Source organism: Azohydromonas sediminis, assembly GCF_003574675.1.
Classification (GTDB): Bacteria; Pseudomonadota; Gammaproteobacteria; order Burkholderiales; family Burkholderiaceae_C; genus Calidifontimicrobium; species Calidifontimicrobium sediminis.
The window spans coordinates 1-13,919 of sequence record NZ_QOAZ01000013.1; the positions used below are offsets into that span (position 1 = coordinate 1).

General features: G+C 71.1%; 10 protein-coding genes. 8 read left to right on the plus strand and 2 right to left on the minus strand.

The genetic code is table 11. The features are described 5' to 3' along the window. Nucleotides 1-234 precede the first annotated feature (234 nt). Nucleotides 235-2,130: a potassium transporter Kup gene (locus DRV96_RS08895; RefSeq protein ID WP_119290052.1), complete on the plus strand. Its 1,896-nt coding sequence runs from the start codon at nt 235-237 to the stop codon at nt 2,128-2,130. 91 nt (nt 2,131-2,221) lie between these two features. Here DRV96_RS08895 and DRV96_RS08900 read toward each other — a convergent pair whose 3' ends face one another. Next, nucleotides 2,222-4,459, minus strand: coding sequence for a carboxypeptidase-like regulatory domain-containing protein (locus DRV96_RS08900; protein ID WP_119290054.1), 2,238 nt, complete (start codon nt 4,457-4,459; stop codon nt 2,222-2,224). Between the two features lie 50 nt (nt 4,460-4,509). Then, nucleotides 4,510-5,343, minus strand: coding sequence for a helix-turn-helix transcriptional regulator (locus DRV96_RS08905; RefSeq protein ID WP_119290056.1), 834 nt, complete (start codon nt 5,341-5,343; stop codon nt 4,510-4,512). Between the two features lie 220 nt (nt 5,344-5,563). Here DRV96_RS08905 and DRV96_RS08910 point away from each other — a divergent pair, with 220 nt between their 5' ends. The 7 genes from DRV96_RS08910 (at nt 5,564) to DRV96_RS08940 (ending at nt 13,913) form a co-directional block, all read left to right on the plus strand. Continuing rightward, complete coding sequence (locus DRV96_RS08910; RefSeq protein ID WP_162910994.1) at nt 5,564-6,217, plus strand: LuxR C-terminal-related transcriptional regulator; 654 nt, start codon at nt 5,564-5,566, stop codon at nt 6,215-6,217. A 10-nt stretch (nt 6,218-6,227) separates the two neighbouring features. After that, nucleotides 6,228-8,057, plus strand: a complete 1,830-nt coding sequence (locus DRV96_RS08915) for an ATP-binding response regulator (protein WP_119290060.1) — start codon at nt 6,228-6,230, stop codon at nt 8,055-8,057. 462 nt (nt 8,058-8,519) lie between these two features. Continuing rightward, nucleotides 8,520-9,470: a glutathione synthase gene (gene gshB / locus DRV96_RS08920; protein WP_119290181.1), complete on the plus strand. Its 951-nt coding sequence runs from the start codon at nt 8,520-8,522 to the stop codon at nt 9,468-9,470. A 166-nt stretch (nt 9,471-9,636) separates the two neighbouring features. Continuing rightward, complete coding sequence (locus tag DRV96_RS08925) at nt 9,637-10,545, plus strand: PEP-CTERM sorting domain-containing protein (RefSeq protein ID WP_235823347.1); 909 nt, start codon at nt 9,637-9,639, stop codon at nt 10,543-10,545. After that, entirely contained in the window at nt 10,542-10,964 is a 423-nt protein-coding gene (locus tag DRV96_RS08930; protein ID WP_119290064.1) for a hypothetical protein, read from the plus strand. Before DRV96_RS08925 ends, DRV96_RS08930 begins: the two co-directional genes overlap by 4 nt. Further along, entirely contained in the window at nt 10,957-12,219 is a 1,263-nt protein-coding gene (locus tag DRV96_RS08935) for a glycosyltransferase (protein WP_119290066.1), read from the plus strand. Before DRV96_RS08930 ends, DRV96_RS08935 begins: the two co-directional genes overlap by 8 nt. Next, a complete protein-coding gene (locus tag DRV96_RS08940; RefSeq protein WP_119290068.1) occupies nt 12,216-13,913 on the plus strand; it encodes a hypothetical protein in 1,698 nt (565 codons plus the stop codon). Before DRV96_RS08935 ends, DRV96_RS08940 begins: the two co-directional genes overlap by 4 nt. Nucleotides 13,914-13,919 lie beyond the last annotated feature (6 nt).

Sequence of the window (13,919 nt, forward strand, 5' to 3'; positions counted from 1 at the left end):
CGACCACCCATGGCGGCTGCAACCCCAGCGCGCTGGTGAACAGCGCTTCGACCCCGACGCTCATCGAATCAACTCCCCCGGCGAAGCCCGCCCCGTGGACATGTGGACAGGCCGGCAAGCGGCCTGTCCACATACCCACCGGGCTCGACGACCAAGGGTCATTGTGAATGTTGGGTTCCACACGAAACGACGAGGGACCCGCCGCGGCGCGCAGGCGGCGTGCAGAATGCGTGCATGACCGCTTCCCCGTCGTCCGCGCCGTCGCCGGCACGCATCGGGGCGCTGGCGGGACTGACGCTCGGCGCGCTGGGCGTCGTCTACGGCGACATCGGCACCAGCCCGCTGTACGCGCTGAAGGAGGTGTTCCACGCCGGGCGCGTGCCGGTGACGCCGGAGCACGTGCTGGGCGTGCTGTCGCTCGTCTTCTGGACGATGACGGTCATCGTCTCGATCAAGTACGTGCTGCTAATCCTGCGCGCCGACAACCACGGCGAGGGCGGGCTGATCGCGATGCTCGCGCTGGCCACCAGCGCGGTGGCCGACCGGCCGCGGCTGCGGCGTGCGCTGCTGATGGTGGGCATGTTCGGCACCGCGGTGTTCTACGGCGACGGCGTCATCACGCCGGCGATCTCGGTGCTGTCGGCCGTCGAGGGGCTCGAGGTCGCGGCGCCGGCGCTGCACGAGTTCATCGTGCCCGTCACGCTCGTCGTGCTGACGGTGCTGTTCGCGGTGCAGCGCTTCGGCACCGGCGGCATCGGGCGCTTCTTCGGGCCGGTCACGCTGGTGTGGTTCGTCGTGCTGATCGCGCTCGGCGCGCCGCAGGTGGCCGCCAACCCGTCGGTGCTCGCGGCGCTGAACCCGGCGTACGCGTTCGGCTTCGTCGCCGAGGAGCCGCTGGTGGCCTTCGTCGCACTCGGTGCCGTCGTGCTGACCGTCACCGGCGGCGAGGCGCTGTACGCCGACCTCGGCCACTTCGGCCGGCTGCCGATCCGCCTCGCGTGGTATGGCCTCGTGATGCCGGCGCTGGTCGTCAACTACTTCGGCCAGGGCGCACTGCTGCTCGCGCAGCCGCAGGCGATCGACAACCCGTTCTACCGCCTCGCGCCCGAGTGGGCGCGGCTGCCGCTGGTGTGCCTCGCGACTGCGGCGACGGTGATCGCGTCGCAGGCGCTGATCACGGCGGCGTTCTCGGTCACCAAGCAGGCGATGCAGATGGGTCTGCTGCCGCGCATGCGGCTGCTGCACACCTCGGTGCGCGAGACGGGGCAGATCTACGTGCCCTTCGTCAACTGGGGGCTGTACGTGCTGATCGTGCTGGCGGTGGTGCTCTTCGGCAGTTCGTCGAGGCTTGCCGCGGCCTACGGCATCGCGGTGACGCTGGACATGACGATCACCACCGTGATGACCTTCTTCGTGCTGCGCTACGGCTGGAAGTACCCGCTGGCGCTGTGCCTCGGTGCGACGGGCGTCTTCTTCGTCATCGACGTCACGTTCTTCGCGTCGAACCTGCTCAAGCTGGTCGCTGGAGGCTGGTTCCCGCTCGTCATCGGCCTGGGCATGTTCACGCTGATGCTGACGTGGCTGCAGGGCCGCGCGCTGATGGCCGAGCGGTTGCGCGACGACGCGATCGACCTGCGCGGCTTCCTAGACGCCGTGTTCGTCAGCCCGCCGGCGCGTGTGCCGGGCACCGCGGTGTTCCTGACCGCCGAGGAAGGGCTCGCGCCCAATGCGCTGCTGCACAATCTCAAGCACAACAAGGTGCTGCACGAGTACAACCTGTTCGTCACGGTCCGCCACCACGAGGTGCCGTGGATCGGCTTCGACAAGCGCGTGCAGATGCAGCCGCTCGGCCACGACTGCTGGCAGGTCACGCTGAACTACGGCTTCAAGAACGACCCCGACGTGCCGGCCGCGCTGGCGCTGCTGCGCGACCGCGGCGTGCCGCTCGACGAGATGGACACCAGCTACTTCCTGTCGCGCGACATCGTCGTGCCGACGTTCGCGCGCGGCATGGCACTGTGGCGCGAAAAGCTCTTCGCCGCGATGCACCGCAACGCGGCGCGCGCGGCCGACTTCCTGTCGCTGCCGCCCACGCGCGTCGTTGAGCTGGGCGCGAAGATCCAGATCTGACGGCCGCCCGGCACCTGCGCCGGCACGCTCGCCAGCGGTCACGGACGGCGGCGCCTGGCGCAGCGCCGCCGTCCAGCCGCGAGCCGACTCGCTACTGGTTCGTCCAGAAGTACGACGCCTGGTACAGCTTACGGTCGGCACCGCGGAACTGCAGGCCGGCCTCGCGGTACGAGACGTTCGTGTTGTCGGTGTCGAGTGCGACGATCTCCGGCGCGGTGCAACGCGGGTTCGGATTGCTCCCGATCGAGGCCGTCGAGGGCGACAACGAGACGCTCGACAAGATGGCGCCCCAATCGTAGGCCGGCGTGACGGACTCATCGCCGAACGCCTGCGGGCGGAACGCCATCAGCCCACGCTTCCAGTAGGCGTTGGTCTCGTTCTCACCGTTGGTGGCGGTGATGCGGTTCTGGCCGAACAGGTAGCCCAAAATGACATGACCGTCCGTCGGGTTGACCCAGTTCATCGACTCGTCGAGGCTCGTGAGCGCGCCTGCTTTGGCACCGGTGGGTGTCAGGTAATGATCGATGAACGCCTGCGGCAGCGTCGGCCAGCTCTTGGTTGCACCGGTGGCGGCAGGCTCGAACGGTGTCGCGTTGCGCACGACGATGACCTCGTCCGGCGTCGAGGCCGTGTTCGCGAACGTGTAGATCTCTGCACGATACGTCGACCAGGCCGGGATGCTGCCGCTGAACGGCGCACTGCGTACGTTCTGGTTGGCGGGCGCAGCGGTGGTCGCCCAGTTCGACGTCGGTGTCGGCAACGCAAGCGGCGTGCCGTCGAGCCGGGCCGCATCGACGATGAAGTCGATGCCGCCGCTGTTGTTCCAGAACTGGACTTGCGACGAGTTGTTGACCGTCAACAGGCCCTCCTGATTCGTGATCGGGAAGCGGTCCTCGGTGCCGCAGCGTTGCGACCGGTGTGTGACGATTCCAGCGGCCGGCAACCCGGGGCCTTTCCAGACGACGGCGCGGATGTTCGGCGTGTTCGCGTCGCTGCTGGCTGCGGGGTTGAAGATCAGGCGGATCGTCGCCTCGAGCCGATCCTGCCGGTAGTAGCTGTCCGGGTCCTGCGCCGCGAGTGCCGAGTTGACGGCGATGTACTTGTAGGACCGTATCTCGACACCCATCGCGTAGGGCAGCTGGTTGCCGACGTAGTGCCACTGCCCGGCCACCTTGCCGAGCTGCCAGAACGTGGTCAAAGGTCGGCCCGATGCGGTGACGAGCGGCACGTTCATCACGACGCAGCGCTGCGTGTTGCAGTACGGGTGCTGGAACGTCGTGCCGCTGGAGTTCGGCGGCTCGAAGACCGCGGCGATCGTCGGCTGCCCGACCTTGGCGCCCGTGTAGTGCGTGTAGCGCAGCAGGTTGGTGCCCACGCGTTCGGCCCAGTTGCCGCCGTCGTCCTTCCAGTCGGGCGGCGCGAAGCTGCACGCCAGCGAGACGCCCGTCACGTCGTTGTTCGCGTCCAGCGTCACGCGCTGCGCCAGCGGCAGGGCCAGACAGTCTTCGATCTTCCTTGCCAGCGCGAGCATCTCGGCGGGTGTCGGCAGGTCCGCCGTCGGCACGCTCGCCGGCAGCGTGGGCGCGTTCGCGGGGTCGCTCAGCTGCTGCGCCGTCAGCACGGCCGGTGGCGGCGGGCCGCTGTCGTCGACCGCTGCCGTCAGGTTAGTGATCGTCACACCGGTGGCCGAGACCTCGACCTGCACCTGGTCGAGCACCGCGTCGATACCGCTGCCGTCGGCGACGAAGGGCGTCGTCAGCGGGTCGAATCCGGTGCCGAGCGCTGCGTCGAACGCCGGGTTCGAGCGCAGCGTGTTGACGACCAACGTCGTGGCGTTGTCGACTTCCGCCGCGCTGACGGCGGCGGCAGCGCTCGCGCTGGCCAGCGCATCCACGTCGCCACCCGGTGCCACGAGCGCGGCGATCGCCGTCGTCAGCGGTGTCACGTTGACGGTGAGATCGGTGCCTGCGGATGCCGTCGGGACGACGGCGACCACGCGCACCGACTCGCCGTTGACCACGCCGCGGGCGGTCACGACCAGTGGCGGTCGCTGCGTCGAGACGTCAATCACGTAGAAGCCGCTGGCGTCCGCAGTGCCGGTGACGTCGGGCGTCGTCGGGTCGGCGTCGCTGACGCTGAGCGAGGCGCCGGGCAGGGCGGCGCCGACCGCGACTGTGCCCTCGATCGTCGTCGTGGCGACGGCCGGTGCGTCGCCACCGCCACCGCTGCCACAGGCTTGCAGCGCGAGCGCGAGCGCACCCGACGCAGCGAACGAGGTCAGGAGTCGCCACGGTGAAGAAGGCCAGGGACAGGACAGTAATGGAGTCATGGTGCGTCTCCAAAGGTTGCGAAGGTCTGCTGGGGCAGGCCAGCAGGCCTTCAGATGGCCGCGATCCCCGGTCGAGGACTGCGGGCGAAGGTCGTCAGCGGTGCTTCCGTCGTTCCCTCGGGGAACGCGGTGCAGACAGTCGAGGGGAAAGGCGGGCGAAACGCCGGCCGGGCGGCGTTCGAGGCGCAGCTCGGGGTGTATGCCCGTGCGACGTCCGGTTCGGTACCGTGCACCGGCGGCAGGTGCGCGAGCGACTCGATCAGCGCGCGGATCGTGCGGCTCCCCGCCTTTTCGTGCACCGCGCGGATCCGGGTGCGCGCCGCCGACGTGGCTACGTCGTGCGGCTCGGCGATCTCGTGGGGGCGGCGCCCCACGCAGACGTGCCACAGTACTGCCGATTCAGCCGTCGTTAGTGCGCAGGCCTGCGCGAACTGCCGCACCGCGAGCCGACTCGCCGGCCGGCGCCGATCGAGCAGGCACACCCACGAGGTCCGGCCGGCATGCAACTGGAGCGCATGCAGCGCGAGAGTTCCGCCCTCGCCGCACGCGCCCAGCCGCACCAGGCCGGTAGCGCCGCGCCCGGCGGCCTTGGCCAGGACTCGCCTGAGCCGCTGACGGTCAGCCGGCCGACGCGACGTGAGCCGACCCGCGTGCAACTCGAAAACGGGGCGATCGCGCAGCGCCTCGCTCGCAGCGGCGTTCGCGCGCCGCACCGCCGCCTCGTCGCCGAGCCACCGCTCACCCACGTCGAGTCGGCCGAACAGCCACGCCGCCAGCGCCTCGGCACCGTCGGCGGCTGCTGCCGCAGGTGCCGTGTCGGCCGGCGGCGTCTCGAGGCGATCTCCGACAACACCGCCGGGGGGTTCGGTCGTTTGCGCGGTCATGCAAGATCATTGTCGCTTTCCCGCGGGGGAGGCGCGCCGCTGTATCTGCGCGCCGACGCGTCAGAAGGTAGGCCGTCGATGCGCAGACGTCGCCCGTCCTGCGGTGGAGGCGGGGATCCTTCGTTTGCACGACCCGGGGCGGCGCCGGCTTCGGTAGAGTCCATAGGCGCGTTGTGCCACTCCGGCGTTGGGGGGGCACGGCGACCGGAGGTCCATGGCAATGCGCGTGCTCCTGGTGGACAACGACAGGCTGCTGCTCGACGCGCTGAAGCTTGCGATCGAAGCCAGACACCGCGACCTCGACGTCGATGTCGCGGTCGATGAGGCCGCCGCCGTGAGCCTCGCGGCGCAGTGGCGGCCCCAGCTCGTGCTGCTCGACTGGTGGCTCGATACCGATGGCGCGGCACACTGCTTCAACGCGCTGAGCGAGGCGTGCCCGCACGCGCGCATTGTCGTGATGTCCGGCGACGACAGCGCTGGCGTCGTCGCTCAGGCGCTCGAGCTCGGCGCATGCGGCTTCCTGCGCAAGAACGCTGCCAGTTTCGAGTCGATGCGCGAGGCCATCGACATCGTGATGCGCGGCGGTATCTACCTGCCCGGGCATCTTCCGGTGGCGGTGTCGCCGTCGCCGTCGGTGCGTCCTTCGTGGCACGGACGCGACCTCGCCGAGTGCTTTCCGCAGCTGACGCCGCGGCAGCTCGCGGTGCTGCGGGTGCTGCTGCGCGGTGCCAGCGACAAGATCATCGCGCGCGAGCTCGGCATTGGTTTGGCGACCGTCAAGACGCACGTGACCGAGCTGTACCGGCGGATAGGTGTCGGCGGTCGCGCCGAGGCCGTATCACTGGCGGCACGGCGGGGTGCCCGCATCGACTAGCACGAACTGCGTGGCGCCGCTTCCCACGCTCGCCGATCGGGTCGCACGTCAGCGTGTCGCGAGCATCGCCCGCCAGCTGCAGCTCACACGCCTGCCGATCCTGGTCGCCGACGCACTGCTGACCTGGCTCGTCGGGCGGCACGACCTGTGGGTGCCGGCGCTCGCGTGGTGGGCGACGATGGAGGCCGTTCAGCAAGCCCGACGGCGCGCGGTGCGCGACATGCCACACCACGACGTCGGATCGGCGCAGGACGACCTGCGGCGGCTCGTGTACTGGTCGGCGGGGGTCGGCGTCGTGCGTGCCGTCATCGTCGCCATCGCGTTCTGGGGCGGCGACGCCGAAACCGAGATCCTCGTGACGATGGTCGTGCTTGGGCTCGCGGCGGGCGCCGTGGCCACGTGCGGTGGCGAGCCGAGGGTCATGCTGGCATGGGGGCTACCCGCACTCGGCGCTGTCATCGCCGGTTGGGCGGCCAAGGCGACCTGGGAAGGGGTGCTCATCGCGGTGTTGACGGCATACCTGCTGCGTGTGCTCGCGGGCTACGTGCGCGAGCTCGGCGCGCAGGGCGAGGCGCTGCTGTCGTACGCCAGCAAGCTCGAGCAGGAGCGCGATCGCATCCGTGCCGCCAATGAGGCGCTCGAGCGCGCCGGCGAGGCGCTGCGCGCCGAGCGCGACCGTGTCACCGAAGCCAGTGCGGCGAAGTCGCGCGTGCTGGCTTCGGTCAGCCACGACCTGCGCCAGCCGCTGTTCGCGCTGAGCTTGAATGTCTCGGCGCTCGGCGACGTCGTGCGCCGCGTCGACGATCCTTACGTCGAACGCATCGAGTCGGGCATGCGGCGCAGCCTTGTCCAGTGCCGTGGCTTGCTCGACCAGCTAGTCGACTTCTCGCGGCTCGAGGCCGGTCATGTCGACGTACGTCGGCAGGCGGTCGAACTGGGCCCACTGCTGGCGGCGATCGCGCCTCCATTCCAGGCTGCCGCACGCGAAGCCGGCCTGGGGTGGCGTCTGGACACCGGCGGCGCACCGGTCGAGGCATGGACCGATCCGGTCCTGCTCGAGCGCATCGTTGGCAATCTGATCGGCAACGCGATCAAGTTCACGCCCCGCGGTGAGGTCGGCGTGCAGATCCTGCCGACGGGCGCACCGGCAGAGCGTGCCCGACTCGTCGTCTTCGACACTGGCCGCGGCATCCCGCGTGCGGAGCATGAGCGGGTGTTCGAGGAGTTCTACCAACTCGACAACCCGTCGCGCGACCGCGCGCGCGGGCTGGGGCTGGGGCTTTCGATCGTCAGGCGTCTGGCGCAGCTGCTCGATATCGACGTCCTGCTCGACAGCGACGTTGGCCGTGGCTGCCGGTTCACGCTCGCGCTGCCGACCGCATCGGCGCCATCGCAAGGTCCGCCGGCTGGCGCCGTTGCTGCGGTCGCGATCGACGGCGCCGGTGCTTCCGTGCTCGTGATCGACGACGACCCCGCGTTGCTCGACGACATGACGACACTGCTGGCGGGTCGTGGCTGGACTGTGCACACCGCGCGCGACACCACGGAGGCGCTGGCTGTACTTCGCGACCGCGTACGGCCCGACGTCGTCGTGACCGACTTTCGTCTGGCCGCCGGCGTGACCGGCGCCGACGCCGTGCGCGCGGTGCGTGAGGCGATGGGTTTCGCGGTGCCTGCGCTGATCATCACCGGTGATACCGCGCCAGATCGCATCGTCGACGTGGTGGCGACGGGTCTGCCCGTGATGCACAAGCCGCTGGATGGCGACGAGCTCGTGCTCGCGCTGCGGCAGGCGGTGCTCGAGCAGATGCCGAAGCCGGCCGGCGACATCAGCGGGTAGCTCATCGGCGCCTGCGGCGACGCGGTATGCCGGAACACGCGTGGGCGCGGTGGCGGACCGGCGGCCACGTGCCGGGGCGTGATCTCGAGACTGACGAGGCCGTTGCTGTCGGCCGGCCCGAACGCGGCCGTCAGGCTGCAGCAGTAGCGCCGCGGCGCGCCGGACAAGGCCGATCTGAACTCGATGCAGCGTTCGTCGGCGAACTGCTCCGGCCGGCCGTTGGCGAAGGGATACGGCGCGCAGGCGGCACCCGCGTGTACCGACCAGAACGTGGCACTGCGCCTCGGATCGCCCATGCGCTCGACGCGCGCCTCGACGGCGCATGCGAGGTGTTCGTCGCTCGACAGGAACAGACAGCCCCGCACGTGCTGCTCGGCAAGCGTCGTCAGCCGTCGCCGGCGCACTCGCGCTGGCGGTGCAACACTACCGCCTGCGCCGCTGACGGCGAACCGGATGCCGATCGTGAACCTGCTTTTCGTCGCCGACCCGCTCAAGACCTTCAAGACCGCCAAGGACACCACGTTCGCGATGATGCGCGAGGCCGCATCGCGCGGCCACGTGATCTGGGCCTGCGAGCCGGCCGACCTGGTGTGGCGCACCGGCTCGCGCGTCGTGGCGCGGCGCGCGCGCGCGATCACGCTGACCGGCGACGCGAAGGCCTGGTTCGACGTCGTGCAGGAGCGCGAGCTGGCGCTGGCCGACGCCGACGTCGTGCTGATGCGCAAGGACCCGCCGTTCGACAGCGAGTACTTCTACGCGACGCACCTGCTCGAGCAGGCCGAGCGCGAGGGCGCGACGGTGGTCAACAAGCCGCGCGCGCTGCGCGACCACCCCGAGAAGCTCGCGGTGATGGAGTTCCCGCAGTTCATCGCGCCGACGCTCGTCACGCGCGACGCGCACGCGATCCGCGCGTTCCACGACGAGCACCGCGATGTGATCCTGAAGCCGCTCGACGGCATGGGCGGCATGGGCATCTTCCGCGTCGGCCCCGACGGGCTGAACCTCGGCGCGATCACCGAGACGCTGAACCGCCATGGCGCCGTCACCGTGATGGCGCAGAAATACCTGCCCGAGATCGTGCACGGCGACAAGCGGGTGATCGTGATCGACGGCGAGCCGATCCCGTTCTGCCTCGCGCGGATCCCGCAGGGCAGCGAGATCCGCGGCAACCTCGCGGTGGGCGGCAAGGGCGTCGCGCAGCCGATCTCGGCGCGCGACCGCGAGATCGCACTCGGCGTCGGCCGCGTGCTCGCGCAGCGCGGCATCCTCTTCGCAGGGCTCGACGTGATCGGCGAGTGCCTCACCGAGATCAACGTCACGAGCCCGACCGGCTTCCAGGAGATCGCGCATCAGACCGGCTTCGACGCCGCGAAGGTGTTCGTCGACGCGGTCGAGCGCGTGGCGGGCCGCTAGCACCGCGGCGTCCGCGGGGCGGGTGGCCTCGCGGATGTTCACCCCGCGGATGCGGGGGATGGTCGCGCCAACTTGTACACGCGCGCAGCGCTCATACGTTCGCATGGCGCGGTCGCAGTGTCCGCTTGTGCCTAACATGGTGTTCCGTTGCAACAAAGTGTTTCCAGTGACTGCCGTGTTCCGTCTTTCGAAGCCACGCTCCGTCGCGCTGCCGCGCCTCCTGCAAGTTGTCGGCGGGTTGCGCGCGCCTCTGACGTGGTGCGTGCTGGCGACAGCCTCGCTCGTGTCGACCGCGCAGGCCGCCGTGGTCCTCGCGCCGCAGTACGCGGTCAGCTTCGCCACCGGCAGCGGAGCGAGTGCGACATTCCTCCAGATCGACGGCACGTGGCGTGGCAGCACGGTGCTGTGGAACGAGGATGCCCGCAGCTATGGCAGCGGTGCGCCCATCGGCAGTTTCGGCTGGGGTACCGGTCTGTGGGGGCGCGCCGACTTCGACACCGTGCAGCAGGGGTACCTGACCTCGGGTTGCACGGGGCTGATTGTCGGCTGCTGGACGGGGATCGTGTCCGAGATCAACTTCGGCAACGCCACTTACAACGTGGCCTATGACGCGACCTGGGGTAAAGCCGGGGCCCTGCCCGGGTCGCTGGGCGAGGAGAACTGGACGGCGCATTTCACCGGCTTCATCCGCATCGTCGAGGCCGGTGACTACAACTTCAGCGTGCTCAATGACGACGGCTTCTTCTTCCGGCTGATCGGTGCGGGCGGTGCGGCGCTCGAGATCGGCCGCGACTTCCTGAATCCGCGCGATCGCAATGGCTTCGACGAGGACTTGCAGCTTTCGCCCGGTCTGTACGGCTTCGAATTGGGGATGTGGAACCGCCTCGAGGCCGGCGTCGTCGACCTGCGCTGGATGCGGCCCGGCAGTGACAAATGGACGCTGGTGCCGACCGAGCACCTGCTGCCCACCGGTTCGGTCCCGGCGCCGGGGACGCTCGCGCTGGCCGGTGCCGCCTTTGCGCTGCTCGGGGCGGCGCGGCGCCGCCGCTTCCCGACGCGCACGCTCGCCGCGTGAGTCTGCCGGACCGCACGCGCCCGGCGGGACTGCGCTCGCCGCTGCACGCCGTCGGCCATGTCGTGCTCGTCGTGCTCGGGTGGGCCGGGTTCGTGTGGCTGTGGAGCCTCGTGCTCGTTCGGCCGTGGGATTCGGCCGACCTGCGCGCGCTGATCGTCGGCACGCTCGTCGTCGCGCCGACGCTGACGGTGGCATGGATCGTCCACAACATCGGGATTTACCGCCGCCGCGGGCCGCGGCGCAGCGTGCCTGCCGTGACCTGGCGCTACGAGCGCGACTACAACGGACGTGAGATCGTCGCCGACTTCGTCGCGCTGCGCGACGCGCGTGCCGTCGTGATCGACGTCGACGGCGGGCGCAAGCGCTTCCGGTCCGTCGCCGAGCCGGCGGGGCGCGAGCGGGAGGTCGCGCATGGTTGAGTCGGCGCTGCTCGCGATCCAGCACTCGTGGCCGTACTGGCTCGCGCTCGTCTTCTTCGCCGCCTACCCGATCGTGACCAGCCTCATGTGGATCACGACGGCGGTGCTGTACCGGCTGCGCTGGGAGCCGCGCGAGCCGGCGGCGGCCGACGCGCGACGCGAGTGGCCCCTGGTCAGCGTGCTGGTGCCGGCACACGACGAGCGCGCCGTGATCGCGCGCTCGGTGGCGGCGATGCTGCGCATGGACTACCCGCGGTTCGAGGTCATCGTCGTCGACGACGGCTCGAGCGACGGCACGCTCGACGCGCTCGCGCCGCTGCGCGCCGATGCGCGCCTGCGCCTCGTGCGCAAGGAGGTCAACGAAGGCAAGGCGATGGCGCTCAACGACGCGATCCCGCTGGCGCGCGGCGAGATCCTGATGTGCCTCGACGCCGACGCCGAGCCCGACGCACAGATGCTGCGCCACATCGTGCCGCACTTCGACGCGCCACGGGTGGCCGCCGTCACCGGCAACCCGCGCGTGCGCAACACCGAGACCTTCCTCGCGCGGCTGCAGGCGATGGAGTTCTCGTCGATCATCAGCCTGCTGCGGCGTGCGCAGCGCATCTGGGGCCGCGTCGTCACGGTCTCGGGGGTCGTCGCCGCGCTGCGGCGCAGCGCGGTGGTCGACGTCGGCGGCTTCAGCCCCGAGATGCCGACCGAGGACATCGAGCTGACGTGGAAGCTGCAAAAGCGCTTCTACGACGTGCGCTACGAGCCGCGCGCGATCTGCTGGATGACGGTGCCGCTGTCGTGGCGCGGCCTGTACCGCCAGCGTCGGCGCTGGGCGCGCGGGCTGATGCAGGTGCTGCACAAGCACGCCGACGTGATGCGCCACTGGCGCTACCGGCGGCTGTGGCCGGTGTTCGTCGAGTCGTCGCTGTCGATCCTGTGGGCCGCGTGCTTCGTCGTGCTGAGCGCGATCTGGACCGCGTCGTATGCGCTCGGGCTGCCGCCGGTGGGCGCGTCGCCGATCCCGAACCTGTGGGGCATGACGATCGCGACGATCTGCCTCGCGCAGCTGTTCACAGGCGCCTGGGTCGACCGCCGCTACGACCCCGACATCGTGCGCTTCGTGCCGTATGCGGTGTGGTACCCGCTCGTGTACTGGATGTTCCAGTCGGTGACGACGGTGCTGTCGCTGTCGTACCTGTTCCGCCGTCCGCAGCGCGAGGCGGTGCGCTGGCGCACGGCGCGCGAAGGAGCGGCGTCGTGAGGCGCTGGGTCGTCGGTGCCGTGCTGGCGCTGGCTGCCGCCTGGCCCGTGCAGGCGCAGCCGGCCGACGCGCTCGCGCCGGCGCGCGCGGCCGTCGAGCGGCGCGACTTCGCCGTCGCGCTGCCGCTGTACGAGGCCTTGCTCGCCGAGCGGCCCGACGATGCCGACCTGTGGATCGAGGCCGCGCGCGTCAGCGGCTTCGCCGACCGCAACGCGGAGGCGGTGGCGCGCTATCGCCGCGTGCTCGCGATCGCGCCCGAGCGCCGTGCCGACGTGCTGCCGTCGCTCGCGTGGCAGACGCTGTGGGCCGGCGACGCCGCGGCCGCCGCGCCGCTGTTCGAGGCGCTGGCAGCGACCGGTGCCGACCGCGCCGACGCTCTCGACGGCCTGGGCCAGGCGCGCGATGCGCTGCGCGACGCCGACGGCGCGATCGCCGCGTGGCGCGCGTCGCTCGACGTCAAGCCCGGCCAGGCGAACGTCGAGCGTCGCCTCGCGCGGGCGCTGATCTGGGCCGACCGCCACGCCGAGGCCGACGCGCTGCTCGCCGCGATGCTCGCGCGCGACCCCACCGACCGCCGCAGCGCTTGGCTGCGCGCGCACGGCTGGAACCTCGCCGGGCGCCACCAGCAGGCGCTGCGCGAGTTCGAGCGCCTTGGCGGCGCCGCGAGCGCCGACGAGCGCGGCGACCTCGCGCGCGCCTGGGCCTGGGCCGGCTTCGAGGACCGGGCGCTGCCGCTGCTCGAGCGCACCGCCGACGCCGACCTCGCCTGGTGGCGCGACCACCGGGTGGCCCGCGAGACGCGGCCCTATGCCTATGGCAGCGTCGAACGCGCGAGCGATGCCGACGACCTCGACGTCACCGCGGCCGTCACCGGATTCGGCTGGCGGCCCGCCGCCGGCGCGACGGCCGAGCTGCGGCTGCGCCGCGTCGAGCTCGACGCGCCCGCCGACGCGGCGCACGGCCGCGAGTTGCAGGCGCTGTGGCGCGTGCGGTTCGGCGAGCCGGGGGTGGGCCACGGCGTGTGGTGGCCGTCGCTGGCGCTGCGCGCGAGCGACTGGGGCGGCTGGACGCCGTGGAGCGGCCACGCGCGCGTGACCTGGCTGCCGCGCGACGGCTGGCGGCTCGACGCCGAGGCGGCGCGCGAGCTCGTCGAGACGCCGCAGGCGATCGCCGAACGCGTGCACGTCGACGCGCTGTCGCTGGGCGTCGACCACCGGCCGCACCCGCGCGCGACGCTGTCGCTGGGCGTCGCGTCGCTGCGCTTCGACGACGGCAATGCGCGCCAGCGCGTCAACGCGCGCGCGCAGTGGCTGCTGGCGTCGCGTCCGCGCTGGACGGTCGGCGCCGAGGCGATGGCCTTCGACAGTTCGCGCCCGACGAGCGCGACCGTGCCCGCGCGCGGCTACTGGAACCCCGAGAGCTACCGCGAGGCGCGCCTGTTCACGACCGTCGAGGTCGAGCAGCGGCCGTGGGACCTCGCGCTGCGCCTGGGGCTGGGCACGGCGACCGAGGTCGACGGCGACGGCAACCGGTCGCACGCCCAGCCGCACCAATGGGAGCTCGTGGCCGGCTGGGACCTGGGCGCCTCGGCTCGCGCACGGCTGTCCGTCGGCGGCGCGGGCAGCGGCTTCGGGCTGGGCGGCAGCGGCTACTGGCGGCGCCATCTGTCGCTCGGCCTGCACGCCTGGTTCTGAGCGACG